The following is a 26,771-nucleotide window of genomic DNA, read 5'->3' on the forward strand; positions in this document are numbered from 1 at the left end:
CATAGAGATAAGTGCTTTTGTTATCTGGTTAAGTTTACTCACAAATAATTTTGCTTTCATTTTCTTTACCCTCAATCAGTTAGCTTCATTCATTAAGTATAGTCAACATTGACCTACAACAGCGCCAATAAATTAGTTTTTCGTTCAGAGAACAACTTTAGAAGTAGCATTAACCAGTTAGATTCATCAAAAGTGAAGCCTTGCCGATAGCTGAGCTCATTTCAACATCCAGCTGTTGATTTTTGGCTATAGCTTACCACCTTGAGCTCGAAGTCGAAGGCTAGATATGTGATCCGTTTATCAGTCTACAACGCGCAATGCCCCTACAATAAGACTCCGAGATTTTATCCTAAGGCACAGATGGCAAGCTCAACCTTAGTTTACGATATACGTAATAGTCGCTACCTTAATATTATCGGCCGATGCACCTTGCGTTGCCAATACTGATGGTTTAGCTAACTTGTTTCACCGGCGCAACATCTTACCTGAGCTGGCACCTTGGGTAGATAGCCTGTCAATCTCACTCAATGCAGATAATGAAACCGCTTATCTGCTGCACTGTAAGCCCAAGTTGAAGGGGAGCTATGCCAGCGTTAAAGCCTTCATTCGACTGGCCGTCGATTCTATCGATTCAATACAGGTCTCGGCCATAGATGGCCTAGAAGGGGTGGATATTGCGGCTTGTAGAATCTGGGTTGAGCAGAGCGGCGCCGTATTTAAACATCGACGTTTAGGTGTTGTCGGCTGAATGCCCCACTCGTCACCTTCTGGGTAGACAGCAAGCTCATTCGCTTTAACAAAGCAAAGTTATATTCATGTAACCAGCAGTGTTCGCAAATTTGATTTATGTTAATATGGCTTCCCATAAAACAAACAACAAAAATACTTTAGATGTTGACGCCAAAACTATCACCTCTTATCCCGGCCCAAGATATTCATTGGTCAAATCAAAGACTATTGTCGGTGGCAACACAGATCTTCATTCTGATAATCAGCGTGGTATTACTCAGTAACGTAATCATCACCTTAGGCGAACGTAGACTCCAGGAAGACTGGGCGACTCAGAGGTACAGTGAGCTCCAAGCTGTGGGCACCTTGATCGCAGATAAGGTCTCTTTCCAACAATTTCGCACTCAGATGTTTGCCAAGTCAGAACTGCTCAAGAGCTACTTGGATGTGCCTAGTATTCCTAGACAAGACAAGGTCGAGAAAAACTGGGGTGAGATAACCGGTAATGTTCCCGAGCTGTTAGATATCGCCCTGTTCGATCCCCAAGGCAACTTCAAATTCGCTACCAGCGATAATTTCGGCCATGAACCTCTGCCCCCTTCCCTGCTCGGCGACTCGAGAAACATGGGTGGCAACGAGATCTACACCTCTCCACTGGAGTTTAGCCCGGTCAATGGCAAGCTAGAGCCTTACCTGTATCAACTCGCCTGGCTCGAGAATCCCGATCAGAGTGTTAGAGGCTATTTAGTGACATATAACTCTATGTCTAAGATGCTTAAGAGTATCAAGCCTACCTATTCCAGCGGTCAATCACCGTTACTGATGTTAGATACTCAGGGCTTGCTCTATGCCGGTGCAGATGCCCGCCCGTCATTGAAGCGTGTTCCCGATACTATGGGAGGCAGCCTGAAGCAGAGTTATCCGGCACTATGGCGTAAGATGGCCATGAGTAACTTCGGGCAGTTTCATGGTGATAATGCCACCTTCGTCTATCTAAAAATCGAGCTGACGACCCAGTATGAGACCCGCAGAGAATACTTCCTGCTATCTTACGTGCGCAATGATGATATAGCAGCCAATTTTTCCCGCTGGCGCACCATACTCATGAGCTGTGCTTTTTTGCTGACTCTGTTGGCCTCTATGCTCATTCTGCTGAGTCACTTGTACCGTTTAGAGCAGAGATCCAGACAGTTCAGCATAGAGCTATCGAATCGACTCTTCCACCGACGGGTGGGCTGTATCATAGTCAATCATAACAATCGGGTGATTTCGGCGAATGAATTGGCGGCAACTCAGTTATCTTTGCCTAAAGATGAGCTACTCGATCGCAGTCTACAAAGGATCCTACAACTTGAGGACGATGACTATTCACGTATCGTGACTGAGATCCAGCAAAAGCAAGAGTGGAAAGGTGAGCTGAGTCTGGATATGGGTGCAGAAACACAGGCCAAGATAATTGCCCATATAAAAACCCAGGCCTCTAAAGATGAACTGGGAGCCTATCTGGTCATCACCTTCGAAGATGTCAGTGAGCTCAAACACGCGCAGCAAGATGCCTACCTGAGCAGAGTCTTGAATAATAGTGGCGTACCATCGGCCCTGATCCAGGCAGACGGCACTATCATTCGTGCTAACCCGGCATTTGAACAGCAAATACAGTCAAACACTGAATGTAGCAATATCATTGACACCTTGCCCGATGATTTAGGCAATAAATGGTCGCAAATCTCTCAGCTAATATTGCTGCAGGGGAGTTGGAAAGGTCAGGTATTATGTTCCACATCGAGTACTAATACTTGCTTACAAGCCACACTCAAGGGGCATACCGATGCGTCCGGAGAGCTAGATTATATCGTCTGTACCTTCGAACAGGCGATCATCAAGAATAACCATGATGAATCCAGCGTACTGGTGCCTCACCGCTCGACTATCTTGGTCAACTATAGAGATCTTGAAAGCTACTTCGATTCTTTAGAACACACCAGTAAAGATCGCTCTAGTCTACTCCTGTTGGACATCACCTCTGAGAGTATGCTGAGTCATATGAGTGATATCGGGCTGCTCGAGAGCAGGCAGAAAGAAGTTGAGATTTTCCTCCTCAGAGAGCTGCCATCCAATTACCAGATGTCTCACTGGCAGCTAGGTAAGCTTATCTTCATCTTGCCCGATACTGATGCAGATCAGGCACATTATTTCGCCATCAAGTCTTTAGCGAGTCTCAATGATATGGGGCTGGGTAAAGGTATTTGCATGGGCATAGCGTCTTTTCAACCGGAGCAAAATCTCGAACAGTACTTGAGTAATGCCGAAGTCGCACTTAAACGCGCTAAGCAAATAGGCGAGCAAAATATCTGTCAGGCGTTTACGCGTTCGAACTCAGAGAGCCCCTAGGTCCTAGTTTCTAGTTTCTAGCACTTAGGCACTTATGCTATTGCTGCTATGCCTTCGGGTAGTTCACTCTGGCTGATATCGATAATGGTCGAGCGGTTCATGGTGATCTTATAACGCGCATATTGCACCGCGTCTTTACCGTCTTTCACCGCTAAGATCAGGTTGATCTGATAACGGCGCTCCACCGAATCATTGCTGATCTTACCATCCTGTTCCTTGTAGATCTTCGCCTTGCCCCGCTCCAGAAAACGGGCGAATGGGGCTAAACTAAAGTTAACCTGCTCTTGTATCGACGTATAACCAGCCAGAAACTCTTTCTGAGTCACCCGGGTATGAATACCATAATGCAACACTTCGGCATCGAGTTTATTTTGCCTATGGCGCCGTTTAAGAATTTCGGCGATATCACCCGGTAACTCGATAGTTTTCATAAAGTCTAACCAAACCAGCTGCTTGGCAATCGGTGCCTGGTTATTGGTATCTCTGAGTATTCTACTCCACTTGGGCCTCCCCTTCTGTATCAGGCGCCAGAGTGCATTGCGAATATCTTCCTTAAAGATCTCACGAAAACCATAGATCACCGCCAGCGTTAACACTAGGGCTATGGTTAAGCCGCTAAATACTCCCTGAGCCTTGATAATAAGCGCCGACACGACCAACATCACCATGGCCGTCGCAAAGCCGGTAGTCATCTTCTTAAGGCCTGTGCCTAAGGTTTTCATCTCCTCTTTCAATACAACACCTTGCTGGATCAAACGTCGGAGCAGCAACATCTTGTTGGAGATGCGATTAGGATCATCCTTAGTCTGTTGTGAATTATAGCGCTTAGTTTCTCTATGTTCGCTCTCAGCTCGGCACAGGGCGATAGCCGAATCTAAAATATCACTGTATTCGTTACTTCTAGGCGCGGTAGACAAGAGTTTCAGTAGACGCTGTTCACAGAACCAGGAGAGGTAATTGTCGGCATTCTCAAAATAGGACTTCCATTTGGGATCGCTGGGCTCATTGCGACGAAACTTCTTCAGCAGTTGACTCACCAAGTCACACAGACCTTGCAGAGAATTGAAGAAGTCTGCAGGCTCTTCAATTTGTGCCAGCTCCTTGCTATCTGTCTCGATGGCTACAGAGAATTGATAGGCAAATAGATTCAAGTAGAGGCGAAATTCTTCTATCGTACGTTTCTTCTGACTGGCAAAACGGCTCTGTACCAGAGGCAGGTGAAGCCCGCTGGAATAATATGACCGACGTCCTGTGATTGCCGAATGATAGTATTCCTCTTCATTCAGGCTCTGAGGACCTATCCCCATCTCTTTAGGCAAGAAGAAATAGAGATCCAGACGTCGGTTATCCCCCACCTTCATCTGATGAATAAACTTAATAGACAGCGACTCTTCCTGCTTGACTCTAATTTTCGACACTTAGCTCCAGTTTCCTTTAAATTCCAGCAGAATGCCTTATCGGTTTAGCCTGTTCTCTCACTGTCACCATACTAGTCTTGGCAAATAGTAGGCGATGACCTCAAGGGATAGAATTAACAATTTACTATAGCAATGTTTGATGTGCTGCAAAGCACGATATTTTCTCATTTCCGCCTAAAAAGGCCATACAGAGAGTAATGGTTTGATCACTTTCTCATGCAGAAGATACAAGAGGTGTATTTAGATAAAACAGTTAAAAATTAATGGGATATTAGATCGTAAGTATAGTCTAAAACCTTATTAATACCATATCCGAAATAAGAGAAAACTTTACCGTGAAAGGCCCATCTTAAGATATCGCCTATCAATAGCTTTAGTGCTAACACGATTAATCAAGATCGCAGATCCAGATACCATTACCAGGATGAAACTGAATGACAGCATAACCTTTAGCACTATCCATATCTATAATGTGGAGGTTTAATCTCGCTGTTTTGGGATCGGCTAAAACCTGTTTTGCCGAATCTATTATGTAAGACATATGGGCTGGAATTGCTTGTTGACCAAAACTAAGTTGCAACTCCCCCTCATCAATCAATAACCTATAGGTCATACTCGCAACATCGAGAGTGTCTAGAACACCTATGAAGGTGATTTTACCTAAGGGGTTATCTTTACGGGAAAACTGATAATTTAACATGACCTGTTTAGCGTTAGTCTCAACAGTTAACAGTAACTCCAAATCATCTGAGGCATCTTCCCCATATGAGTTTCCTTTACAGACTAGATCGATCCCATCTTCACTTAAATGATAATAATGCAAACCAGACATTAATATCACAACAGTGAATAAACTGAACAATATTGGCCATATCTGCAGCCCATATTTATTTCGCTGAGAAAAATCAACCACAGATACCTGTCCTTCTTAACCATGACTGGTCGATATAATTCTCACTAACAGCAGATGAAAGCCCTTTAACGTTTTTCACCTCTGTTCCCTCAACGCCTTCCCGTTTTAACACTATACTGCTCACTCTCTGATCATGACTAAATGAAACAAACACATCATCCCAGAGTACAGTGTCGCAACGCTCAAGCTGCCGTAAAAAAAAATCAGACAGATGCTCAATATCAGCAAGAGTTTCCCCTTCATTGGCCACGGGGTAATAAGATACGATACCTGTCGATGTGGTTATTTCATGTTTATTCAATGGTTTAATTAACTTTGCTGGTTCAAAAATGGAATGAATGAAGATAATTAATAGCAAGATCTGTGCGATTAATAGCCCATAATGCTGTTTAGTCATGCCCGCTAGGGGGCCAGAGAGAGTATGATTTATAGAAGGTTTCATTCTAGTATGCAGAATGAAACCTTGATCATCTATAGTCTCTAACAGCTGAGCAGATTGCTTGCCTAGAAAAAACCTGATCCTATCGATCGCTTCTTGTAGCTTAGCCGGTGATCTATGCTCTTGTGGTAATCCTTGCAGTAGCTGCTCTTTTGATAACACCTGATCCCTGCAACGAACTAAGTGTTCGAGTACAACAAACTCCACCAAGGGCATTTTCCAGCTGGTATCATTTTTCTGACTCGATAGTGTGGTAAATTTTATGTCAAACCAGCAGCAACCAATTTGCATAGTTAGAGGCCTAATTTATCTGACGGTCAAACATTGTATCTATTCCTTGCACAGGAATCAGTGACCGCAATAACATCTCGGTAACTATTGAAAGGAATCGTGACTAAGAGCACACAAGCAATTGATAGTAGTGAGCAAGTAAAGATACAAGTTGACACGTCCGTGTGCGCATAGTTAACATGTAAGCGGTGTGTGAGGTGATTTAACCAGCGCCACGATGACGCTTATCTTTTTCAAATACGTTTAGAATGCGTAAAGTAAGGTCATATTCGTTTCGGTATCTGTGCTCTCTTTATCATCGAGGGGCGAATCGTTATAACGCACTATAACGGCAAATTTCATTGCTAAAGCACCAACGATATTGGCTGTGATTGAGGTTTCTGAGCGACCCGCAAAGCTTTCGCCATAATCGGCAACAAACATCTGCCTAAACTTAGCACTCTCAGAGATCTCAGTTTCAAAGTTCGCCACCCCATGAGCAACCCAGCTATCTTCGACGTCATAACCCACTAGAGCTGCGCTCTCAGTGTCTAAACGCTTATACTTATAACCTGGACCGACTTCAACATTAAACAGGGTCTTACCATCGTCGATAAACTTATAACCGTAACCGGAAGAGAGAGTTGAGGTAGAATCGAAACCGGTGAAAGGATCGATCTCATGGTTTGCGTTGACAAACAGATAGCGGGTGTCGGATAACTTGTAATCGCCCTGGATCAAACCAAAATAACGTTTACCCGTTACTTCACCCGTATCTTCCTTATATAAGGCTTCGAACAAGTACTGATTTTCCCAGTTCCCCAACTCGTGCTTCATATCTAGGCGGCCTTTTATCGAGGCTGTTTCCGTATTACCTGTGGTCAAGGTCGCACCTAGCTCAGCGTCGCCGCCAAAAATTTTATCGCCCTCGACAAAGTCAGCACCGGCTTGTGCAGCGAAAGGGGCCGCCGCTATCATGGCAGACACTATCAGCATTTTGTTCATCTTTATTCTACTCCGAAAGATCATATCACTTAAAATCGGCGTGATATTAACATTCTAGAAACAAAAATGAAAATCTGTAACAACTAGGCCGAAACCCAGCTTATCTATAGATACACCTCGAATTAACAAGCTTTATAAGCAGTTAACAGCCACTTAAGCAAAGCGGGTTATATCCGCTGTCGATAGGAAATATTCAGATACAAAAATGCCCGCTAGCGGCGGGCATTTTTAGCTTATAAATCGGCTACATCGCTAGGCTAGGCTAGTCATTAGTTAATCTGTGGATCTAACTCACCAGATTGATACGCCTTATACATGGCTTGCAGCGACTTAGGCTTAATCTTAGAACCCATGCCCGCGGCGCCAAATGCTTCATAACGCGTGGTACAGATATCGGCCATGGCTTCCATAGATGCCTTAAGGAATTTACGCGGATCGAATTCGCTTGGATTTTCGGCCAGGAATTTACGCACAGCACCGGTAGAGGCTAAGCGAAGATCGGTATCTATATTGACCTTACGCACGCCGTGCTTGATACCCTCGACGATCTCTTCTAATGGCACACCATAAGTCTCAGGGATGTCTCCGCCGTACTCGTTGATGATCTTCAGCCACTCCTGAGGCACAGATGAAGAACCGTGCATCACTAAGTGAGTGTTAGGGATACGTGCATGAATTTCCTTGATGCGATCGATACGCAGCACTTCGCCGGTAGGCTTGCGGCTAAACTTATACGCACCATGGCTAGTGCCGATAGCGATAGCTAAGGCATCGACGTGAGTGTCAGAGACGAAACGCGCCGCCTCTTCCGGTGTGGTTAGCATCTGATCCATGGTCAATATACCCACAGCACCTATACCATCTTCTTCACCGGCTTCACCTGTCTCCAGGCTACCCAGACAACCAATTTCACCTTCTACAGACACACCACAGGCATGAGCAAAAGCGACAGTCTTACGCGTTACGTCTACGTTGTACTCGTATGATGCCGGTGTCTTGCCATCGGCCATCAAGGAGCCATCCATCATCACAGATGACATGCCAAGCTGAATAGAACGCTGACAGATATCTGGATCTGTACCGTGATCTTGGTGAATACACACGGGGATGTCAGGATACTGCTCGAGAGCGGCGGCCATCAGATACTTAAGAAACTGAGGACGAGCATACTTACGTGCGCCAGCCGATGCCTGAACAATCACAGGACTGTCTGTCGCTTCGGCAGCTTGCATGATGGCACGCATCTGCTCAAGGTTGTTTACGTTGAAAGCAGGTACGCCATAGTTATGTTCTGCAGCATGATCGAGCATTTGTCGTAGGGAAATTAAAGCCATTTTTTACTCCAATAATAGGGTGACTATCGCTTGGATTGATTTTTATATGCCTTGGTCAAACACGATACTCAGACCTAGGTCTCAGCATCGAACTTAACCAAAGCACGGTTTCTTTTTATCGCCGATTTAGAGGGTAATTATAATTTTAACAGCACTATTTCACTCTAAATCAGTTTATGTTTGTTATTTTCCGCGAGATTCTAACATAGCTACAGCCGGAAGTTCTTTTCCTTCGAGAAACTCGAGGAAAGCACCACCACCGGTAGAGATGTATGAGATCTTGTCGGCGATACCATATTTATCCACTGCCGCTAACGTATCACCGCCGCCGGCGATAGAGAACGCCTTAGACTCGGCAATAGCCAGGGCGATACGCTTAGTACCTTCACCGAATTGATCGAACTCGAACACACCTACAGGGCCGTTCCAGACTATGGTGCCAGCACCTTTAATAATTTTTTCTAAGGCTCGCGCGCTATCGGGACCAATATCGAAGATCATATCGTCCTTGGTCACTTCACTCACATCTTTAAGCGTCGCGCTTGCAGTCGGACTAAATTCGCTGGCCACCACCACATCGGTCGGTACAGGAATATCACCACCTCGGCTCTGAGCATTAGCAACCAGACGCTTAGCCTCGTCGATGAGATTGGCCTCATACAGAGACTTACCCACTTCATGACCGGCAGCGGCGATAAAGGTATTGGCGATACCGCCACCAACCACGAGCTGATCGACTATGCCAGATAGGCTGTCTAATACCGTGAGCTTAGTCGACACTTTAGACCCGCCTACAATCGCCACGAAAGGACGAGCAGGATTGTCCAGCGCTTTACCTAATGCCGCGAGTTCATTGGCAAGCAGTGGACCCGCACAGGCAATTGGCGCATGCATACCCACACCGTGAGTCGACGCCTGTGCCCTGTGTGCGGTGCCGAAAGCATCCATTACATAGACATCACAAAGCGCCGCCAGCTTTTTGGCTAGGGCTGCATCATTTTTCTTCTCACCGACATTGAAGCGCACGTTTTCAAATACCACTACTTCGCCGACGTTTGCTTCGACACCGTCGAGATAATCATTAGCCAGACGCACTGGACAATCTAATGCCTTAGTCAGGTAATCGACGACAGGTTTGAGGGAGAATTCCGCGTTGAATTCCCCTTCAGTAGGACGTCCCAGATGTGACATCACCATCACGGCAGCACCTTTTTCCAGCGCAAGCTTGATCGTCGGCAATGCAGCCCTAAGACGCGCATCACTGGTGACAGCACCATCACTCACAGGTACGTTCAGATCTTCACGAATAAGCACACGCTTACCTTGTAGATCCAACGCTGACATATTAATAATCGCCATTTACGTTTCCTTAAAAGTTAAAGTTAAAATTAAAGTTAAAAACGGGTAAATCAATTCGGTTCACTCTGACCACCGGGACAAAACACCGGGCCATCAGATATAAAGATGTAAGAGGGGCTTCTGTGTAGGAGGGGCTTTAGCCCCGAGATTCTAGAATTTCGATCCTAGAACCTAGGTTTATCACCATCTTCTCCCGGCTAAAGCCAGTCCTACAGCCTTCTCGCCTTAATCATCTCTAAGCTGGTATCTAACATACGGTTAGCAAAGCCCCACTCGTTATCACACCAGAGGAGTAACTTAACCAGATGACCGGCACTCACTCGGGTCTGAGTGCCATCGACTATGCTAGATCTGGGATCGTGGTTGAAGTCACAGGACACCAGAGGCTCATTAGTATAGCCTAGAATACCTTTATAAAGACCCTTTGCCGAATCTCGAAGCACCTGATTTACAAGCTCTATATCGACTCTTGAAGCTAAAGTTACCGACACATCTATGGCGGTGACATTTATCGTAGGAACTCGCACCGAGATAGCTTCAAACTTGTCTTTCATTTGCGGGAGTATGCGCTCTATGCCTCGAGCTAACTTAGTGTCTACGGGAATGATCGATTGACCCGCGGCTCGTGTACGCCGCAGATCGTCATGATAGGCATCGATCACTTGTTGATCGTTCATCGCCGAGTGTATGGTGGTGATAGCGCCGCTTTTCACCGTAAAGTGTTTATCTAACACTTCGATGACAGGCACAATACAGTTTGTGGTACAGGATGCATTAGACACCACGGTATGCTCAGCCCGTAATAGGTCATGATTCACCCCATAGACGATAGTCGCATCGACATCACTCGATGAAGGATGGCTTATGAGTACCTGCTTGGCCCCCGCATGGATATGAGCCTCGCAGCTGGTTCTATCGGATAACACGCCAGTCGCCTCATAGACGATATCGATATCCAGCTCGGCCCACGGCAGTCTGCTGGCATCGCTTTCATGCACTAGCTTGATGGAATCATCACCGACATGCAGGTAGTTTTCATCCGCACTCAATTCTGCTTGGGACTGAAAACGTCCATGAGTGGTGTCATACTTGGTGAGATGAAGAATTGCTTCAGGTTTTGCCAGTTCATTAATAGCGACGATCTGGATCTGATCACGCTTACCTGACTCATACACGGCACGGAGAATTGAACGACCGATGCGGCCATAACCATTGATTGCAACTCTGATCATTAAGCGCTTATACCCTATATAAAAATATTAGAATCGACATCTGTAGCTCAACAATAACCCCATGGGTTAGGTTAAAACTGCAATTTCAATTTGCTTATTTCAACATGCTTATTTCAACATATATGTAAAAAGACTATTTTAAAAACTGGCATTTATCAAAGGTCACTGATGGTATTCAATGACCTTTGATAAATATCCACAACAGGCGAGACGTACTCTATCAGATGTAACAACGGCCTACCCCATTATTTGTCGCTTAAAATAAGCCACATGAGATAAGCCGTTAGTAATACCAGCTAGCCATTCAGCTAGCCGATGCACTGCTAAATGAACTGATTAACCCAGCTCGTTCGCAGTCGCGACAACATTTTCAACGGTGAAACCAAAATGCTTCAACAAGTCGCCGCCCGGAGCCGACTCACCGAAGGTAGTCATGCCCACAACCGCGCCGCCGAATCCGACATACTTGTGCCAAAAATCGACGTGAGCCGCTTCGATAGCAACACGCTTAGTCACAGACTTTGGCAGTACAGATTCTCTGTAAGCCGCATCTTGCTTATCGAACTCGTTAGTCGAAGGCATAGAAACCACACGGACCTTGTTGCCTTGCTCTGTCAGTGCAGCGGCTGAATCGACAGCCAGTTGAACTTCAGAACCAGTAGCAATCAATATCAAGTCAGGCGTGCCAGCACAATCGATTAAGGTGTAACCACCTTTCGCGACGTTAGCTAGCTGCTCTGCTGTACGCGCCTGAGCCTTAAGGCCCTGACGGCTGAAGATCAGTGACGTTGGCGCATCACGACGCTGAATGGCAGACTTCCACGAAACCGCAGTTTCTGCCGCATCACATGGACGCCACACTGTCATATTTGGCGTCATACGTAAGTTAGCAAGTTGCTCTACTGGCTGGTGAGTCGGACCATCTTCACCTTGACCGATAGAATCGTGAGTATAAACCCAGACGTTTTGGATACCCATAAGCGCAGACATACGTACCGCGTTACGTGCGTACTCCATAAACATCATGAAAGTTGCACCATAGTTGATGAAACCACCGTGAAGCGATGCACCATTCATGATACCGCTCATACCAAATTCACGTACACCGTAGTAGATGTAGTTACCGGCTGGATCGTCTTGAATACCTTTAGAACCAGACCAAAGCGTCAGGTTAGAACCCGCAAGGTCGGCAGAGCCACCTAACATTTCAGGCAACATAGCAGCGAACGTCTCTATGGCATTTTGCGATGCCTTACGGCTGGCAATGCCTTCTGCCTTGTCTTGACACTCTTGAATGAAGGCTTGCGCCTTCTCTTCAAAATCGGCTGGCAAGTCACCCGTGATCACGCGGCGCTTATATTCTACGGCGAGCTCAGGGAATGCTGCTTCATAGCTAGAAAACTTGTCATTCCAGCTGGCTTCGTTAGTCGCGCCAGCATCTTTAGCATCCCAACCTGCGTATACATTTTCAGGAATTTCGAAAGGACCGTGTTCCCAACCGAGGAATTCACGAGTCGCTGCGATCTCGGCATCACCCAGAGGTGCGCCGTGGCAGTTATGCGTACCAGACTTGTTAGGAGAACCGAAACCGATAACCGTTTTGCAGCAGATCATGGTCGGCTTGTCGGTGACCGACTTAGCTGCGGTGATGGCGGCGCGAATAGCATCGCTATCATGACCATCAACGCCAGCAATCACATGCCAACCGTAAGCTTCGAAACGCTTTGGCGTATCATCGGTAAACCAACCTTCGACGTTACCATCGATAGAGATGCCATTGTCATCCCAAAACATGATGAGCTTGCCCAAGCCTAAGGTTCCCGCTAAAGAACAGGCTTCGTGTGAGATGCCTTCCATCAGACAACCGTCACCCAAGAAACAATAGGTGAAGTGATCGACTATGTCGTGACCAGGTTGGTTGAACTGAGCCGCTAAGGTCTTCTCGGCGATTGCCATACCGACGGCGTTACTGATACCAGCGCCGAGTGGACCTGTGGTGGTTTCAACACCCGGAGTGTAACCATATTCAGGGTGACCCGGTGTCTTAGAATGCAACTGACGGAACTGTTTAAGCTCTTCGATAGGCAGTGCATAACCTGTCAGATGAAGCAAAGAGTATATAAGCATAGAACCATGGCCGTTTGATAAGACAAAACGGTCACGATCAACCCACTCTGGGTTATTAGGGTTGTGCTTAAGGAAGTCATTCCAAAGCACTTCAGCGATATCCGCCATTCCCATTGGTGCACCTGGGTGACCAGAATTGGCTTTTTGAACGGCATCCATACTTAATGCCCGGATAGCGTTTGCGAGTTCTTTACGAGATGACATGCTGTCTCCTGCTTGGTTTTGAGGTCTAGATCATCGAGCGCCATATCAATCAGCACTTGAATTAGGCATCGATGCTCTACTGCAAAATTTGGAGCCATATTTTCGCCCACATAACACACGGACGCAAACGATAATTCACCAAATCATGATTTTTCCCTGTAAGTCATGGGACGAAGCGCCATCTTCGAAACATAGTATTCGCTAAACGTCGCCTTTACCTCATTTAAGGCTGAATTAAATTCATCGACACGAGTTAACCTACAAGGTTGATAAATAAGGTTTAATAAGTCATAAACACACTAACTCCACCTATTTCATGTCACAATATCTGCTAATAATTAGTGAACGGGGGTGATCGCCGACTCATTTTGAATTAATATAGACGTCTAGATGTAGATACTTCTACACATTCAAATTGTTTTAAAAATGAGATTTATCACATGGCACAGCACCTGTTTACCTCCGAGTCAGTCTCAGAGGGGCATCCCGATAAAATCGCCGATCAGATTTCTGATGCGGTACTCGACGCAATCCTAGAGCAAGACCCTAAGGCTCGTGTCGCCTGCGAAACGTATGTAAAGACCGGTATGGTCATGGTCGGTGGTGAAGTCACGACTTCTGCTTGGGTCGATATCGAAGAGATCACCCGTAAGACTGTACGTGAAATTGGTTACACGCATTCTGATATGGGCTTCGATGCCGACTCTTGCGCTATATTGAATGTCATTGGTAAACAGTCTCCAGACATCAACCAAGGTGTTGACCGCGCCGACCCTAAAGAGCAAGGTGCCGGTGACCAAGGTCTGATGTTTGGCTATGCCAGCAACGAAACCGACGTACTCATGCCTGCGCCTATCACCTATGCACACGCACTGGTGAAGCGTCAATCTGAAGTTCGTAAAGACAAGACCTTGCCTTGGTTGCGCCCAGATGCGAAGAGTCAGGTCACGTTTGCTTATAATACCGATGGTAGCATCGCAGGTATCGACGCAGTCGTACTCTCGACTCAACACTGTGACAGCGTAAACCAGTCAGACCTGATTGAAGGCGTCATGGAAACCATCATCAAGCCAGTATTACCGGCTAAGTGGTTATCTAAAGACACGAAATACTTCATCAACCCAACCGGCCGTTTTGTTATCGGTGGCCCAGTAGGTGATTGTGGTCTGACGGGTCGTAAGATCATCGTCGACACATACGGCGGCATGGCTCGCCATGGTGGCGGTGCATTCTCGGGTAAAGATCCTTCCAAAGTCGATCGCAGTGCAGCATACGCGGCACGTTATGTGGCAAAAAACATAGTGGCAGCGGGTCTTGCCGATCGCTGTGAGCTACAGGTTTCCTATGCCATAGGTGTTGCCGAGCCAACCTCTATCAGCATCGAGACGTTCGGCACCAGCAAGATATCTGAAGAGCTACTCATCGCCTTGGTACGTGAGCACTTTGACCTACGTCCCTATGGCCTGACTGAGATGCTAGATCTGGCTCGCCCAATCTATCAAGCTACAGCGGCATACGGTCACTTCGGCCGTAATGAGTTCCCTTGGGAACGTACCGATAAAGCCGAGGCACTGAAAGAGGGTGCTAAGCTATAAATTTGTTTGACCCGTCTAATCCCTAAAAACCGCCAATTGGCGGTTTTTTTATGTCTAATACCCCGCATCAAGATCACGTTACTTACGATATTTTTGAAAAAATCTTGCCAGGTTAAGCTCCGATTAAGTTCCTTGCTAGTAGACTGGCAAGTCATATTTTTGATCAATTTCAACACGCCTTCGATGGAAAGATAATGAAACAAAACCTTGGAAAATTAACACTTCTTGCCCTACTCATAGGCAGCTCACTCTACTGGGGAGTCGATAGTTTCACCCGCGGCGCGGTCAAGGTCATAGATTCAGAGGAGCAAACCCTGGATGTCACAGATATCCCCGTTAAGCCAGCCGCGTCATCGGCTGTGGCACCAGGGAAAAGCAATCACCCGCAACTGAGCGACAACATCCCCACCGGTGCGGCTAAAGATGTCGTACTGGACTCACTCGACGATCTTATCGCCCTATTTGATTCATTGGACTATAACAACCAACGCTGGCTCGAAGGTCATCGCGAAGTACCGCGGCTCACTTTCGGAGGCGTCAGCGATACCTGGCATAAGACATCTAATGAAATACCCGTGCAACAGAAGAAGATGGTCTTTTTCCGACTGATGGCCCCGCTGATCTTAGTGTCTAACGAGAAGATATTACTAGAGCGTCAGATAATCGAAGCTGCCGAGCTCGATGCCCCAGAGCTAAGGCGCATAGCGCTAAAATACCGAACCATAACAGATAGTAAGCTGCCGCTTACCGAACTGCTACGCACTCAATTATTGGATCGAGTCGATATATTGCCACCTTCGTTAGTGCTAGCCCAAGCAGCCGAAGAGAGTGGCTGGGCTACCTCAAGATTCACCTTAGAGGGCAATGCATTCTTCGGTCAATGGGATTTTAGCGGCAACGGCATGATCCCCAAGCAACAGCGTAAAGAGTTAGGTAACTATGGTTTAGCGAGATTCGATAGTCCGTTAGCATCGGTAGAAGGCTATATGTTTAACCTCAATACCAATAATGCTTATCTAAAACTGCGTAACCTCCGTGCCGAGTTAAGAAATAGTGAACAGGCAATTACAGGACCCGAGCTTGCCGGCACCTTAGATAAGTATTCAGAACGTGGCCAGGCTTACATAGATGGCATTCGCGAGATGATAAGGTTTAATAAGTTAGATCAGGTGGATGAGGCTTACCTCAGTAGCCAGGCCCCCCTGCATTTAATCAGTAAGCATCAAGAATGACTAGAGTCTAGATATCTAAGCGCTAACGTTCTGATTTACGTTAGCGCTTAAAAGATAAAATTCTTGCAAGCCGGTAGGAAGCATAAGAAAACAGGCTGATACCCACCCCATCGGCGGTTAAATCTAACCAGTCGAATGTTCGGCTGGGAATAAACGCCTGACTCATCTCTTCGATGCATACAAATATCAATACCAAAGTGGTTCCCCAATAGATAGAGGCGCCTTTAGGCTGGGCGACGAATGGCAACGAGAGTCGATAACTGCTGAATTTAAAACAAATATTAGCCGCCAAGGTCAATATGCCGAACAGCAAGGTATGCCCAAGTTTATCGCCATAGGGGATCGCGGCGACAAGCTCGAAAAACACACTAGAGCCACCTGTGTTAGCGGTGTAGATGATCCATAGGATAAAAGAGAAGAACAGTAAACTGAACACTTTCATTAGTGTAAAAACAACGTTTTTACGCTCCCCTGTCCGCGCACTTCTAGTCATCCAATCCCCCCATCGAGGTAATAACCGAGCCACTAGCAATGGTCAAAATGTGCATACTCCAGACACATGAATTCAACTTGCTGGAGCGATAATACCGCGACATGCAGCTCCCTCAATGAAGACATCTCAATATCTATGATATCGAGTGATCCCTTGCCAGCGGCTTCATGGCTGTCATCAGATAAGCTTGGGGCCTTTATCTGCTGCACCTTGCCATCATGATCTAACAATACAATCGATGCACTATAATCATGAGTGAGACCACAATTTACCCACAGATTTTGCCACTTTACACAGTAAAATTGTTCACTCTTCTTGCTGTTGTCATCGTCAATTTTTGAGTGTTTATCTTCAATGTCTGGGTGAGCCCCCCTTCGCAGCGTCACTTCATAGCCAATGATAGCAGCAGGTTTAGCTGAGTCATTGACGTTCTGCTCCATATCTGCAGCAATAACAGCAATGACTAACTTCATATTATCGAAAGCCGACAACGACTCTCTGGCAAAGGGCGCGAGCAATTTTTGCACTCGCTGTAATACGTGTTTATCCGGTTCGGAATTCATGATGACATTACCTGTGGAGGTTAATTAAGGCTTATTGAATCTTGTATATTCAAGTAGACAGGCCCAGTAAATAATAATCTCTGTCATCGAAGGTAAAAAAATCCAACACCTGCATCGATGCTTTATTGGTGTGCGCCGAGAAGGATGCCATATTATCTTCGGCGATGAAGGTCAGCATAAAGGGAAATTGAGCTTGTACATGCGTTTTTATCTCACTGACCAGAGCCTCAAAAATACCTTGGCCACGATATTCCTTCTTAATCCAGATAGGGCCATATTGACATGAATTACTCTTGGTTAACTTAACCCCGCCAAGACTAAACTGCTTTAATCTCTTAAGGATATGTTGATACACAGGCCAAGATTCAAAAAACGACCAGGCCCCAGCAATAACATAACCTAGTATCTCACCGTTTTGCCCATCGAGACGGTCAGATTTTCGCTCAGCAACACAGATCCAATGAGAGTCGATCAACTGTCTCAATTCAGCCTCTGCAAAAGCTTGCCCATCTAATGCATAAGCTTGTGCTCCGTCACTGAGTTCGTCATTAAGATGGATTCGTTCCAGCTCTACCAACTGCTTGAGATCACCCATACGGGCTAGTCTGATGTTCATGGTGCAGGTATTGACCTTTAAATGATGAATAAACAAATTAGCCATGATTATATACTAAGTAAGCGTTTAATTATCCGCTCTCGGTAAATCCCCAAACACGTCATTCATTTGCATAATGGCGTTCTGATTCGCACGATTAACCAGTCCAGACAGTTTACTCGCGGTACTAGCTTCGATAGAGACCACACAATTTACGACTGCTACGATGGGGTAAATATCGATTTAAGCAATAATGACCACATAGACCTAGATGAAGAATTCGATCAAGCCCCAAGCTTATTAACTCGTCCCATTCTCTGGCCCGATGGCACCGAGACCATTGAGTCAGATTATCCCCATGCCACTAGTCTTGCTTGTCCTCCTGCCCATTGTATAAACATCACCATGGGAAAGGGTGACATCATCACTAATCCCAGTCCAATCAAGCTGGACACTAATACCATTCCATATAAGTATCTGGTCAGTTCAGATACTTACTCGGAATGGTATAACCATGCCGGCTATCTCCAGTGTTATATCTGTGAAAAGATAAGCACCAATGCCGCTAATAAGCATCAGTAAGCCTATCCGATGCAATAGTTTTACAGCTTTCATTACACTTTGAGCCCTTATATCGAGTTATCGCTGTTTATCTCGTTCTAAACTTGCCACACTATAAGCATAAATTTATTGGGATCCCTATCATGTCTTTAAAATCTTTTTTGATCGCCACCACATTCTTCGCATTATCCGCATGCCAAAGCACTGCAGGGCCTGAGCCGCTGGCAATAGAACTCACAGGCACCTGGCATATAGAGGTAATCGCAGGTGATCCTGTCATCGATTACAGTCCGGCTCAACTCATCTTTAGCCAAGAAGGTAAACTGAGTGGTAATAACAGTTGTAATAGCTTCTTTGGTGAATATTCACAGCAAGGTTCATCGATCACACTTTCCCCGACTGGTAGCACGATGAAAGCCTGTGTCGATGCATTGATGGAACAGGAGCAAAGAGTCATGACCGCTATGCCCAAGGTCACTTCGGGTCAAATAGTCAAAAATCAGCTGGTATTGCAAGACGCCAATGGAAAAACTCAATTTGTATTGAGTAAGCTCTAAAGCCATTTGCGCGGCTACCCTCGACTGGAACACAATAAATAACAGCAAAGTGAATAATGTAAAAAACCGCCTCATGGCGGTTTTATTATTCCTTGTCAGCAACTTATCTATGCCTAGACTCGCCCTGCTAGATTAAGCCCTCTAGCATCAGGCATCGAAATGTCCAGATTCAGCCGCTTGATCGACTTTCATTTTATGAAGTGAGGCAGGAGGCTGCTCCCGCGCTATGAGGTAACTCCAATAAGCATCATCAAACCCACGAAAAAACTGATCCGTTTTCCCTTCAGATTTTAAGATTAACCACCACCAGACAAGCCCCCATACACCGAAAGTAACTAGGGTAAGAACGAAGTGAATCGGCTTGTTTTTCTCGAGATTAGTCGGTTCAAGCCTAGCCCGTTTAACATCAGCAGACTGAATATCAGTGCCTTCTTCGGCAACGAGTCTATCTTGATTAGCCGCCGTTCGCCTAAACAATGAGTGTAAGTCCTTCCCCCTGCTTCTGACTCTCACATAACAATGGCAATAAGGTTTAACCGCTAAGCGATGAACGCGATATTTATGATGGACTGATGCCATAAGCGCCTCTTTCTCTTGAGCCAATAATAAAAGTCTAGCAGACTTAGGCCCTGTTGACCTTTCAAGGTTGAGCAAAAATCAAGCTCGAAAGATAAACAGGCTCAGGGAACTTTAGTCGAATAAAAAATCAACTTTATTAGCCAAATTAAACTCGGCGACATGCTAGAGTGTCTGAAAAATGGAGCCTAACCATCATTAATCCAAGTGTGAAATCAAATGTACAGTCGAGTGTGGAATTAAATATGCAAACAAATGTTCAATTAAGAAAGGGCCAACAATCTGATCTGCTGGCTCTGGTTCGATTCAACCAAGCGATGGCATTGGAAACTGAAAACCTGTCACTGGATGAAGTCCTACTGACAAAGGGAGTAAACGCCTTACTCTCGGAGCCAGAAAAAGGCTTCTATCTGGTCGCCGAAGCCGCTGGCGAGATAGTGGGTTCTCTGATGGTGACATTCGAATGGAGCGATTGGCGCGCGCAAAATTACTACTGGATCCAGAGCGTTTATATCCGTCCAGAGAATCGCCGTCAGGGTGTCTATGGCAAGCTTTATCAGCACGTTAAAACCATAGCGGCAGAGAATGGTGGCGCTGCGAGTTTCAGACTCTACGTAGAGCAGGAAAATACCAAGGCGCAGCAAACCTATCAAGCCCTAGGAATGGAGCAGAGTTACTACCTAATGTACGAAGAGAAATAGCGACAGCGAACGCTTCGATGACGTTCGCTGGCTCACTACGAGTACGGCAACCAGTTCCCTGCTAGAGCGCTTCGCTGCGAGAAAACGAGAATAAGCGAACGTTATAAAGAGAGGAAAACGAAGAACTTAAGACAAGATACCGAACAGAATGGCTGTCATGGCCAGCAGACCCGCAATAACAACGAAGACATTACTGATACGACCGCGGTAGGCCTTGAGTGCCGGTACCTTATGGATAGCATACATAGGCATCAGATAAAGAATCGCAGCTATGATTGGACCACCAAGCGCCTCAATCATGCCTAAGATGCTTGGATTGATGATGGCCACGCCCCAGATGGTGACGAACATGAACACCAGGATAAACTTATCTACTTTCTTGTCTGAGACTGGCTTGTTACTGCTACGCAACTGCTTAGTGATGATGCCTTTCATGCCTTCTGTCGCACCCATGTAATGACCGAAGAATGAAGAAACGATGGCAATCACAGCGATGACTGGACCGAAGTAGCTGACGAAGCCACTCGAGTGAATGTTAGCCAGATAAGAAAGGACCGGTAAGTTTTGCGCCTTAGACTCGGCAAGTTGCTCCGGACTCAAAGAGAGAACACAAGAGAACACGAACAACATAACGAAACCGACTAACATCATACTGGTGTTACGCAGTATCACGTCGGCTTTCTTCGAGGCATCTTTACCATGTTCGCGTTTGAGTGCCACAGAGAACTGAGAAATTGCTGGAGAGTGGTTAAAGGCAAAAACCAATACCGGAATCGTTAACCATACGGTCCCCAGGAAGTCCCCCGCTGATGGAACCTGGGTCAAGGCATCCATTTTCCAGCTTGGGATCAAGTACAAGGACATAAAGACTAAAATACCCACCAGAGGATAGACCAGAAACTGAGTCACCTTGAGCATCAACTTCTCACCGGATACCATCACTGACATCATGGCAAGGATAAGCAAGCCAGATAATATCCAACGTGGTGGCGATGCCATACCGAGTTGATTAACGATGAAACTGTCTACGGTATTGGTAATTCCCACGCCATAGATCAATACAATTGGGAAGATAGCGAAGAAATAGAGCAAGGTGATCGCCTTACCGGCACTGACACCAAAAAACTCTTCGACCACATCGGTAATATCACTGCCCGGCTTCTGTGAGGCGCAGACAAAGCGTGACAAGCCGCGATGAGCTAGATAGGTCATAGGTCCTATAACCAAGGCCATCATCACCAGTGGCCAGAAACCGCCCATGCCTGCATTTATTGGGAGAAAAAGGATACCAGCACCAACGGCGGTGCCAAACAAGCTCAACATCCAAGTCGTATCTTTACGTGTCCAGCCCTGACTGACGGCCGGGTTTACCTGGGGTCCGGCTGCATTGACTGGAGAGGCGGTCGATTCTTTGTGCATAAACATTACCTTTGAGGTGTTCTACACCTTTGGTGTTCCAGAAACCACTCCACCTAAAACCATTTTCAAAGGGAAGCAGCCATAAATTCAAGGCCAGACTATAGGAGTCAAGCCGTGAAAAATTGATCTGGAATGGGGTTTTATCATCAAATTTCAGAACAAGTTCATTATGGGAGCTATGTCTAAATTATCATGGGCTAAATCTTTATCTCGACCTCACGCCCGCAACCAAAACTAACCTAAAATTAACACTTTAGGCACACATATTACCTATTGGTGATATTAGAAAATTTATTCTAGGAGATGGCGAGGTGAGATGGGTCGCAAATAATAGCAGCCCTGATAACCAGCACAGTACAAACTTCACAAAATACGCGTAAGATCACAGGATTTTTCACTGACTCAGTGCGAAAGTTAACCATGATCCACTATAGGCTAGAAAAAAGCACGAGCTGACCTACATCTGCTATCCGTTTTTCTAAGCCAAATTAGATAAACCTTGATACATCTCCACCAACTCATTCATGGTTCATCACCCGTAATAAATTAGGGGGAAATTTGGTATAATCCCCCCAGGTTGATTGGAATGAATAAAAAAATGCAACAGATAACTCAATTAAAGAAGATCAGAGTATTAGTCGGCTCGAAAAACCCGGTGAAAGTAAACGCGGCCAAAATCGCTATCTGCCAACTGTTTCCGGATATTGATATCGAATGTATTGGTATGCACGCCCCATCAGGCGTACCAGACCAACCCATGACAGATGTTGAAACCCGCGAAGGCGCCATTAACCGTGTAAAGTATTGCCGAGAATTTTCCGCTACGGCGCAGCAAGCTGATGGCGAGTCAGTTGCTGAACTCTTTATCGCAATGGAAGGCGGCGTCGATAATTTCGAATACGGGCCAGCCACGTTCGCCTACACAGTGATTGCCACCCGGAGCCAACTTTCCGTTGGACGTAGCGCACAACTCCCCATCTCTCCATCTATCTATAAGTCACTGGTTGCCGGTGAGGAGCTCGGAGATGTGATGGATAAGCTATTCAACACTAACAACATCAAGCAAAAAGGTGGTGCAATTGGCCTATTGACCCAAGGGCATGCCACCAGAGAGAGTGTCTATACTCAGGCATTAATCTTAGCCATGGCCCCCATGCTAAATCCTGAGCTTTATCTTGATTAACTGTTTCAAGCCATTGCTAATGCAAGCGAGTGACTGTCATTAGCAATGGCTTGCATTCTCCTCCATGAGCAACTAGGTTAGTCCCCTATCAAGTCGCATTAAATATTAGTCACTTAGCTTCACAAACTTAATTTTCGCGCACAAAATTTTAGTCTCCGAATCTCGCTCACTGAGTGATAGATGTTAATCACAACTGAGCTTAGATACATAAAGCCACGACTCCCTACTTGCAATTTGCTTAATATACCCATAAGTTAGATGTAAGTCGCAACCATACTCATCCAATGTCAGCAGTCAACTTTGGATGAAGAAACGTTATTTCTGACCAAGATAACCAATGTCGATTCAGACAAAATAAATTGCAGGAACAGGTATGACAGAAGATAATAAACCAAGCAATCAACAAGGTTCTGCACTCAGAACCGTATCTCGCCATATTGTGCGACAACTCGGCATGCTTAACTCTGCCTGTGGCGACCTTCCTCTATCTCCTGTTCAGGCTCATGCGCTTATCGAAGTCAGCCATGGCGCCATATCGATTAAAAAATTGGCACAAATCCTAAATATTGATAAATCCAACGCCAGTCGTGCAGTCAGTCATCTAGTTGAGAAGCGATTTGCTCATACCAAGAGTAACCCCAGAGACAGCCGCAGCCTACTGGCTCACCTGACTCCTCAAGGACGAAAATTACTACAAAAGTTAGATCATCAGCAAAACATCATCTTTAATGAAATTTTATCCCAGTTATCTTGCTCTGAAACCCAGCAAATTGAGACTGCAATGACCTTATATCACAAGGCCATTGAGCGCTCCCGGCTGCAACAGGAATATACACTTAGGGTGATGACCCCAGAAGATAATGCCCCTATGGCCGAAGTGATACGCACGGTCTCAGCTGAATATGGCCTCACCTCAGATAAAGGTTATAGCGTAGCGGATCCCACCTTAGACATTCTTAGTGAACAATACCAAGCAAGTGATGCCCGCTATTGGGTCATAGAAAAAGAGGGTGAAATCTTGGGTGGAGGAGGAATTGCGCCTTTAAGCATAAATACAGCAGTCATCAACACGGTAGATCAGCCCTCGGCAGACCAAGAGCGAGTATGTGAACTGCAGAAGATGTACTTCAGCCAAGCGCTTAGAGGCAAAGGGTTTGCTAAACGCCTGGCTTATCTGGCGCTCGATTTTGCCCGCGAGCAGGGATTTCACGCCTGTTACCTGGAAACCACCGCGGATCTCAATGAAGCGGTCAAACTGTATGAGTCTATCGGATTCAAACATCTGGACTCTCATCTTGGCGCTACGGGACACGATGCCTGCGAGATGCCTATGTTGTTAAAGTTATAAAAGGTCCTAGATCCTAGGAACTAAGATCTTTATTTCCCTAGTCTTTCCTCTGAAAGCTTGTTAGCTTCGAATGATAGTGAGCGCACTCTTGAGCCAAAATATGCGCCCAAATAACCAGTCTAAATAACAAGCTAAAGTAATCGTGGAGATTTTATGGAATATCGTCGTATCCCACATTCCAACCTTGAAGTCAGTGAACTCTGTTTAGGTACCATGACCTGGGGTGAGCAGAACACACAAGCCGAAGCCTTCTCTCAGCTAGATTATGCCATAGGCGAAGGCATTAACTTTATCGACACCGCCGAGATGTATCCGGTTCCTCCCAAGGCTGATACTCAAGGAGAGACCGAGAGGATCTTGGGTAACTACCTTAAAAAAAGTGGTCACCGAGACAACTTGATCATCGCCACTAAAGTATCCGCTCCGGGGCCTAAGAGTGACTTCATACGTCCTGATATGGCTCTGGATTGGCGTAATATTCACCAAGCCGTCGATACCAGCCTGGAGCGACTCAAGATCGACACCATAGATCTGTATCAGATCCACTGGCCAGACAGAAATACCAACTTCTTCGGTGAGCTATCCTATCAACAGGTCGATGACAACGAGCAACTGACTCCTATCATAGAGACGCTGGAAGCCTTAGCCTCTTTAGTGACGGCAGGAAAAATTCGTTATATCGGTGTCTCCAATGAAACCCCTTGGGGGTTGATGAAGTATCTACAACTCGCCGAGAAACACGATCTCCCTAGAGTCATCAGCGTACAAAACCCCTATAACTTGCTCAACCGCAGTTTTGAGGTCGGCATGGCAGAGATCAGCCATCGAGAAGAAGTGCCCTTACTGGCCTATTCTCCCTTGGCATTTGGTGCACTGACGGGTAAATACTTGGACGATAAATGGCCCCAGGGCGCCAGACTCACCCTGTTTAAGCGCTTCTCTCGTTACACGGGGACACAAATAGCGCTCGAAGCCACCAAGGCCTATGTAGAGCTTGCACGTGAATTCAAGCTGAGTCCGGCGCAGATGTCGCTCGCCTTCGTCACCTCACGCAAATTTGTCGCCTCAAACATCATAGGTGCCACCAATCTTAAACAGCTCAAAGAGAATATCGACAGCATCAACACCTGTATCTCTCCAGAGCTAATGATAAGGCTAGATGAACTGGCGCAAATCTATCGACTGCCTTGTCCTTAAATAATGGTCCAAGTTACTGGTCCCTTCTTTAAAGCTTGCATTAGGCGCGTAGATCTCCGAAGATCTAGCCGCCTTTTTTTATGATGAACTAGCGGACCTAACCATGGACTTTCCCCAGCTGCGTGCTCAATTTCCTACACTCGAGCAGACCTTAGAGGGATACCCTCTGTGTTACCTGGACACGGCAGCGACCAGCCAGAAACCCAAGTGTGTCATAGATGCCATGACTCAGTATTATCATAAAGATAACGCCAATGTTCACCGGGCCGCTCACCAACTCTCAGCCAGAGCCACCTCTCAATATGAGGCGGTGCGCGATCAACTAAAAGGCTTTATCAAGGCCAGTCGCCGCGAAGAGATCATCTTCACCCACGGCACCACAGAGTCGATAAATATGGTCGCCCATGGCCTGATGGATCAGACAAAATCTGGCGATATCATCTTAATAGACACGGCCGCCCATCATGCCAATATCGTCCCCTGGCAAGAACTCGCTAAGCGCAGTGGCGCCATCATCAAGCCAATCCCGCTGACAGAGGATTGCCGACTCGATGAACAAGCCTATGAAACACTGCTCAAACAAAAGCCTGCCATCGTCGCGCTATGCCATGTGTCCAATGCACTTGGCACTCTCAACCCAGTAAATCAATTAGTCGCTAAAGCCAAGGCCGCTGGTGCCATCACCCTAGTCGACGGCGCTCAGGCTATCGCCCATCTGGAGATAGATGTACAGGCGATAGATTGTGATTTCTATGTGTTCTCCGGCCACAAGATGTATGGCCCAACGGGGATAGGCGTGCTCTATGGCCGTTTCGATATTCTCGATAAGCTCGAGCCTATGATGACAGGCGGCGAGATGATCAAGACCGTCAGTTTCGATGCCACCGAGTTTAATGTCTTACCCAATAGACTCGAGGCCGGAACACCGCCCATAGCCGAAGTGATTGGGCTGGGTGCTGCCATCGAATTCATACAAAATCTACCTAAAGCTGAGACGGTTCAACGGGAGCAGCAACTGTTGGCTTATCTGCAAACTCAGTTAACCGATTTAGGCGACATTAAGCTCTACGGTGCCAATGAAAACAATATCGGCGCCGTCGCCTTTAACTTGGCCGCTGAACATCATCAGGATGTGGGGATCTTACTGGATCAACAAGGGATCGCCGTCCGCTGTGGCCATCACTGCGCCATGCCCCTGATGCAGAGTTTAGCGATCAAGGGCTGCTGCCGCGCATCCATAGGCGTCTATACCAGTAAAGAAGATATCGATCGCTTCATAGAGGCGCTAACATCGGTAAAAGAGATGTTGTTAGATTAAGGGTCTAGGTTC

General features: G+C 46.3%; 22 protein-coding genes and 2 pseudogenes. 10 read left to right on the plus strand and 14 right to left on the minus strand.

Translation table 11 applies throughout. The annotated features are described in order from the left end of the window. Positions 1-360 precede the first annotated feature (360 nt). Together HRU42_RS03270 and HRU42_RS03275 are read left to right on the plus strand one after the other, a co-directional pair. Positions 361-748: pseudogene (locus HRU42_RS03270) on the plus strand (hypothetical protein). Positions 749-891: 143 nt separating this feature from the next. Then, positions 892-3,120, plus strand: coding sequence for a PAS domain-containing protein (locus HRU42_RS03275; RefSeq protein WP_295028917.1), 2,229 nt, complete (start codon positions 892-894; stop codon positions 3,118-3,120). 32 nt (positions 3,121-3,152) lie between these two features. Here HRU42_RS03275 and HRU42_RS03280 read toward each other — a convergent pair whose 3' ends face one another. From HRU42_RS03280 to tkt, 8 genes are all read right to left on the minus strand, one after another. Further along, the gene (locus HRU42_RS03280; protein ID WP_295028918.1) at positions 3,153-4,538 is read right to left on the minus strand and encodes a hypothetical protein; all 1,386 of its coding nucleotides are present in this window, start codon (positions 4,536-4,538) and stop codon (positions 3,153-3,155) included. Between the two features lie 388 nt (positions 4,539-4,926). Further along, entirely contained in the window at positions 4,927-5,370 is a 444-nt protein-coding gene (locus HRU42_RS03285; protein ID WP_295028919.1) for a hypothetical protein, read from the minus strand. A 73-nt stretch (positions 5,371-5,443) separates the two neighbouring features. Then, positions 5,444-6,181, minus strand: coding sequence for a helix-turn-helix domain-containing protein (locus tag HRU42_RS03290; protein WP_295028920.1), 738 nt, complete (start codon positions 6,179-6,181; stop codon positions 5,444-5,446). Between the two features lie 243 nt (positions 6,182-6,424). After that, positions 6,425-7,165 (minus strand): YdiY family protein, encoded by a 741-nt coding sequence (locus HRU42_RS03295; RefSeq protein ID WP_295028921.1) that lies wholly within the window; start codon positions 7,163-7,165, stop codon positions 6,425-6,427. 269 nt (positions 7,166-7,434) lie between these two features. Next, positions 7,435-8,499 carry a class II fructose-bisphosphate aldolase gene (fba, locus tag HRU42_RS03300; RefSeq protein ID WP_295028922.1) on the minus strand — a complete coding sequence of 355 codons (1,065 nt, stop codon included), beginning with the start codon at positions 8,497-8,499 and terminating at the stop codon, positions 7,435-7,437. A 183-nt stretch (positions 8,500-8,682) separates the two neighbouring features. Continuing rightward, positions 8,683-9,858 carry a phosphoglycerate kinase gene (locus HRU42_RS03305; RefSeq protein WP_295028923.1) on the minus strand — a complete coding sequence of 392 codons (1,176 nt, stop codon included), beginning with the start codon at positions 9,856-9,858 and terminating at the stop codon, positions 8,683-8,685. Positions 9,859-10,067: 209 nt separating this feature from the next. After that, complete coding sequence (epd, locus tag HRU42_RS03310; RefSeq protein WP_295028924.1) at positions 10,068-11,090, minus strand: erythrose-4-phosphate dehydrogenase; 1,023 nt, start codon at positions 11,088-11,090, stop codon at positions 10,068-10,070. 336 nt (positions 11,091-11,426) lie between these two features. Further along, entirely contained in the window at positions 11,427-13,421 is a 1,995-nt protein-coding gene (gene tkt, locus HRU42_RS03315) for a transketolase (RefSeq protein WP_295028925.1), read from the minus strand. Between the two features lie 440 nt (positions 13,422-13,861). Between tkt and metK the strand changes: the two genes are divergently transcribed. Further along, complete coding sequence (gene metK, locus HRU42_RS03320; protein ID WP_295028926.1) at positions 13,862-15,016, plus strand: methionine adenosyltransferase; 1,155 nt, start codon at positions 13,862-13,864, stop codon at positions 15,014-15,016. A 194-nt stretch (positions 15,017-15,210) separates the two neighbouring features. Continuing rightward, the gene (locus HRU42_RS03325; protein ID WP_295028927.1) at positions 15,211-16,248 is read left to right on the plus strand and encodes a glucosaminidase domain-containing protein; all 1,038 of its coding nucleotides are present in this window, start codon (positions 15,211-15,213) and stop codon (positions 16,246-16,248) included. Between the two features lie 40 nt (positions 16,249-16,288). Here the strand turns inward: HRU42_RS03325 and HRU42_RS03330 are convergent, their stop codons facing one another. The 4 genes and pseudogenes from HRU42_RS03330 to HRU42_RS03345 all read right to left on the minus strand — a co-directional run bounded on the left by HRU42_RS03330 (position 16,289) and on the right by HRU42_RS03345 (position 18,514). Then, positions 16,289-16,741, minus strand: coding sequence for a VanZ family protein (locus HRU42_RS03330; protein ID WP_295028928.1), 453 nt, complete (start codon positions 16,739-16,741; stop codon positions 16,289-16,291). Between the two features lie 32 nt (positions 16,742-16,773). Next, entirely contained in the window at positions 16,774-17,304 is a 531-nt protein-coding gene (locus HRU42_RS03335; RefSeq protein ID WP_295028929.1) for a hypothetical protein, read from the minus strand. 49 nt (positions 17,305-17,353) lie between these two features. Then, positions 17,354-17,920, minus strand: a complete 567-nt coding sequence (locus tag HRU42_RS03340; RefSeq protein WP_295028993.1) for a GNAT family N-acetyltransferase — start codon at positions 17,918-17,920, stop codon at positions 17,354-17,356. A 329-nt stretch (positions 17,921-18,249) separates the two neighbouring features. Further along, positions 18,250-18,514, minus strand: a pseudogene (locus HRU42_RS03345) (hypothetical protein). A gap of 89 nt (positions 18,515-18,603) precedes the next feature. Here HRU42_RS03345 and HRU42_RS03350 point away from each other — a divergent pair. After that, positions 18,604-19,017, plus strand: coding sequence for an META domain-containing protein (locus HRU42_RS03350; protein WP_295028930.1), 414 nt, complete (start codon positions 18,604-18,606; stop codon positions 19,015-19,017). 147 nt (positions 19,018-19,164) lie between these two features. On the opposite strand, the gene HRU42_RS03355 is transcribed toward HRU42_RS03350, so the two are convergent. Then, the gene (locus HRU42_RS03355) at positions 19,165-19,437 is read right to left on the minus strand and encodes a hypothetical protein (protein ID WP_295028994.1); all 273 of its coding nucleotides are present in this window, start codon (positions 19,435-19,437) and stop codon (positions 19,165-19,167) included. Between the two features lie 401 nt (positions 19,438-19,838). On the opposite strand from HRU42_RS03355, the gene HRU42_RS03360 reads away from it, so the two are divergent. Further along, entirely contained in the window at positions 19,839-20,294 is a 456-nt protein-coding gene (locus HRU42_RS03360; RefSeq protein ID WP_295028931.1) for a GNAT family N-acetyltransferase, read from the plus strand. Between the two features lie 126 nt (positions 20,295-20,420). Here the strand turns inward: HRU42_RS03360 and HRU42_RS03365 are convergent, their stop codons facing one another. After that, positions 20,421-21,713 (minus strand): serine/threonine transporter, encoded by a 1,293-nt coding sequence (locus HRU42_RS03365; RefSeq protein ID WP_295028932.1) that lies wholly within the window; start codon positions 21,711-21,713, stop codon positions 20,421-20,423. A 598-nt stretch (positions 21,714-22,311) separates the two neighbouring features. On the opposite strand from HRU42_RS03365, the gene yjjX reads away from it, so the two are divergent. The 4 genes from yjjX to HRU42_RS03385 all read left to right on the plus strand — a co-directional run bounded on the left by yjjX (position 22,312) and on the right by HRU42_RS03385 (position 26,759). Then, positions 22,312-22,896, plus strand: a complete 585-nt coding sequence (yjjX, locus tag HRU42_RS03370) for an inosine/xanthosine triphosphatase (RefSeq protein WP_295028995.1) — start codon at positions 22,312-22,314, stop codon at positions 22,894-22,896. Positions 22,897-23,269: 373 nt separating this feature from the next. Next, positions 23,270-24,244, plus strand: coding sequence for a GNAT family N-acetyltransferase (locus tag HRU42_RS03375; RefSeq protein ID WP_295028933.1), 975 nt, complete (start codon positions 23,270-23,272; stop codon positions 24,242-24,244). 153 nt (positions 24,245-24,397) lie between these two features. Continuing rightward, positions 24,398-25,441 (plus strand): NADP(H)-dependent aldo-keto reductase, encoded by a 1,044-nt coding sequence (locus HRU42_RS03380; RefSeq protein ID WP_295028934.1) that lies wholly within the window; start codon positions 24,398-24,400, stop codon positions 25,439-25,441. Positions 25,442-25,544: 103 nt separating this feature from the next. Next, entirely contained in the window at positions 25,545-26,759 is a 1,215-nt protein-coding gene (locus HRU42_RS03385; protein ID WP_295028935.1) for a cysteine desulfurase, read from the plus strand. Positions 26,760-26,771: the final 12 nt, after the last annotated feature.

This window comes from Shewanella sp. (assembly GCF_013214165.1).
Lineage (GTDB): Bacteria > Pseudomonadota > Gammaproteobacteria > Enterobacterales > Shewanellaceae > Shewanella.

Excerpts from the sequence above, each read along its gene's own strand:
- HRU42_RS03275 (WP_295028917.1), top strand. The coding sequence starts at position 892 with ATGTTGACGCCAAAACTATCACCTCTTATCCCGGCCCAAGATATTCAT.
- HRU42_RS03285 (WP_295028919.1), bottom strand. The coding sequence starts at position 5,370 with ATGTCTGGTTTGCATTATTATCATTTAAGTGAAGATGGGATCGATCTA.
- HRU42_RS03290 (WP_295028920.1), bottom strand. The coding sequence starts at position 6,181 with ATGCAAATTGGTTGCTGCTGGTTTGACATAAAATTTACCACACTATCG.
- HRU42_RS03295 (WP_295028921.1), bottom strand. The coding sequence starts at position 7,165 with ATGAACAAAATGCTGATAGTGTCTGCCATGATAGCGGCGGCCCCTTTC.
- fba (WP_295028922.1), bottom strand. The coding sequence starts at position 8,499 with ATGGCTTTAATTTCCCTACGACAAATGCTCGATCATGCTGCAGAACAT.
- HRU42_RS03305 (WP_295028923.1), bottom strand. The coding sequence starts at position 9,858 with ATGGCGATTATTAATATGTCAGCGTTGGATCTACAAGGTAAGCGTGTG.
- epd (WP_295028924.1), bottom strand. The coding sequence starts at position 11,090 with ATGATCAGAGTTGCAATCAATGGTTATGGCCGCATCGGTCGTTCAATT.
- tkt (WP_295028925.1), bottom strand. The coding sequence starts at position 13,421 with ATGTCATCTCGTAAAGAACTCGCAAACGCTATCCGGGCATTAAGTATG.
- metK (WP_295028926.1), top strand. The coding sequence starts at position 13,862 with ATGGCACAGCACCTGTTTACCTCCGAGTCAGTCTCAGAGGGGCATCCC.
- HRU42_RS03325 (WP_295028927.1), top strand. The coding sequence starts at position 15,211 with ATGAAACAAAACCTTGGAAAATTAACACTTCTTGCCCTACTCATAGGC.
- HRU42_RS03330 (WP_295028928.1), bottom strand. The coding sequence starts at position 16,741 with ATGACTAGAAGTGCGCGGACAGGGGAGCGTAAAAACGTTGTTTTTACA.
- HRU42_RS03335 (WP_295028929.1), bottom strand. The coding sequence starts at position 17,304 with ATGAATTCCGAACCGGATAAACACGTATTACAGCGAGTGCAAAAATTG.
- HRU42_RS03340 (WP_295028993.1), bottom strand. The coding sequence starts at position 17,920 with ATGAACATCAGACTAGCCCGTATGGGTGATCTCAAGCAGTTGGTAGAG.
- HRU42_RS03350 (WP_295028930.1), top strand. The coding sequence starts at position 18,604 with ATGTCTTTAAAATCTTTTTTGATCGCCACCACATTCTTCGCATTATCC.
- HRU42_RS03360 (WP_295028931.1), top strand. The coding sequence starts at position 19,839 with ATGCAAACAAATGTTCAATTAAGAAAGGGCCAACAATCTGATCTGCTG.
- HRU42_RS03365 (WP_295028932.1), bottom strand. The coding sequence starts at position 21,713 with ATGCACAAAGAATCGACCGCCTCTCCAGTCAATGCAGCCGGACCCCAG.
- yjjX (WP_295028995.1), top strand. The coding sequence starts at position 22,312 with ATGCAACAGATAACTCAATTAAAGAAGATCAGAGTATTAGTCGGCTCG.
- HRU42_RS03375 (WP_295028933.1), top strand. The coding sequence starts at position 23,270 with ATGACAGAAGATAATAAACCAAGCAATCAACAAGGTTCTGCACTCAGA.
- HRU42_RS03380 (WP_295028934.1), top strand. The coding sequence starts at position 24,398 with ATGGAATATCGTCGTATCCCACATTCCAACCTTGAAGTCAGTGAACTC.
- HRU42_RS03385 (WP_295028935.1), top strand. The coding sequence starts at position 25,545 with ATGGACTTTCCCCAGCTGCGTGCTCAATTTCCTACACTCGAGCAGACC.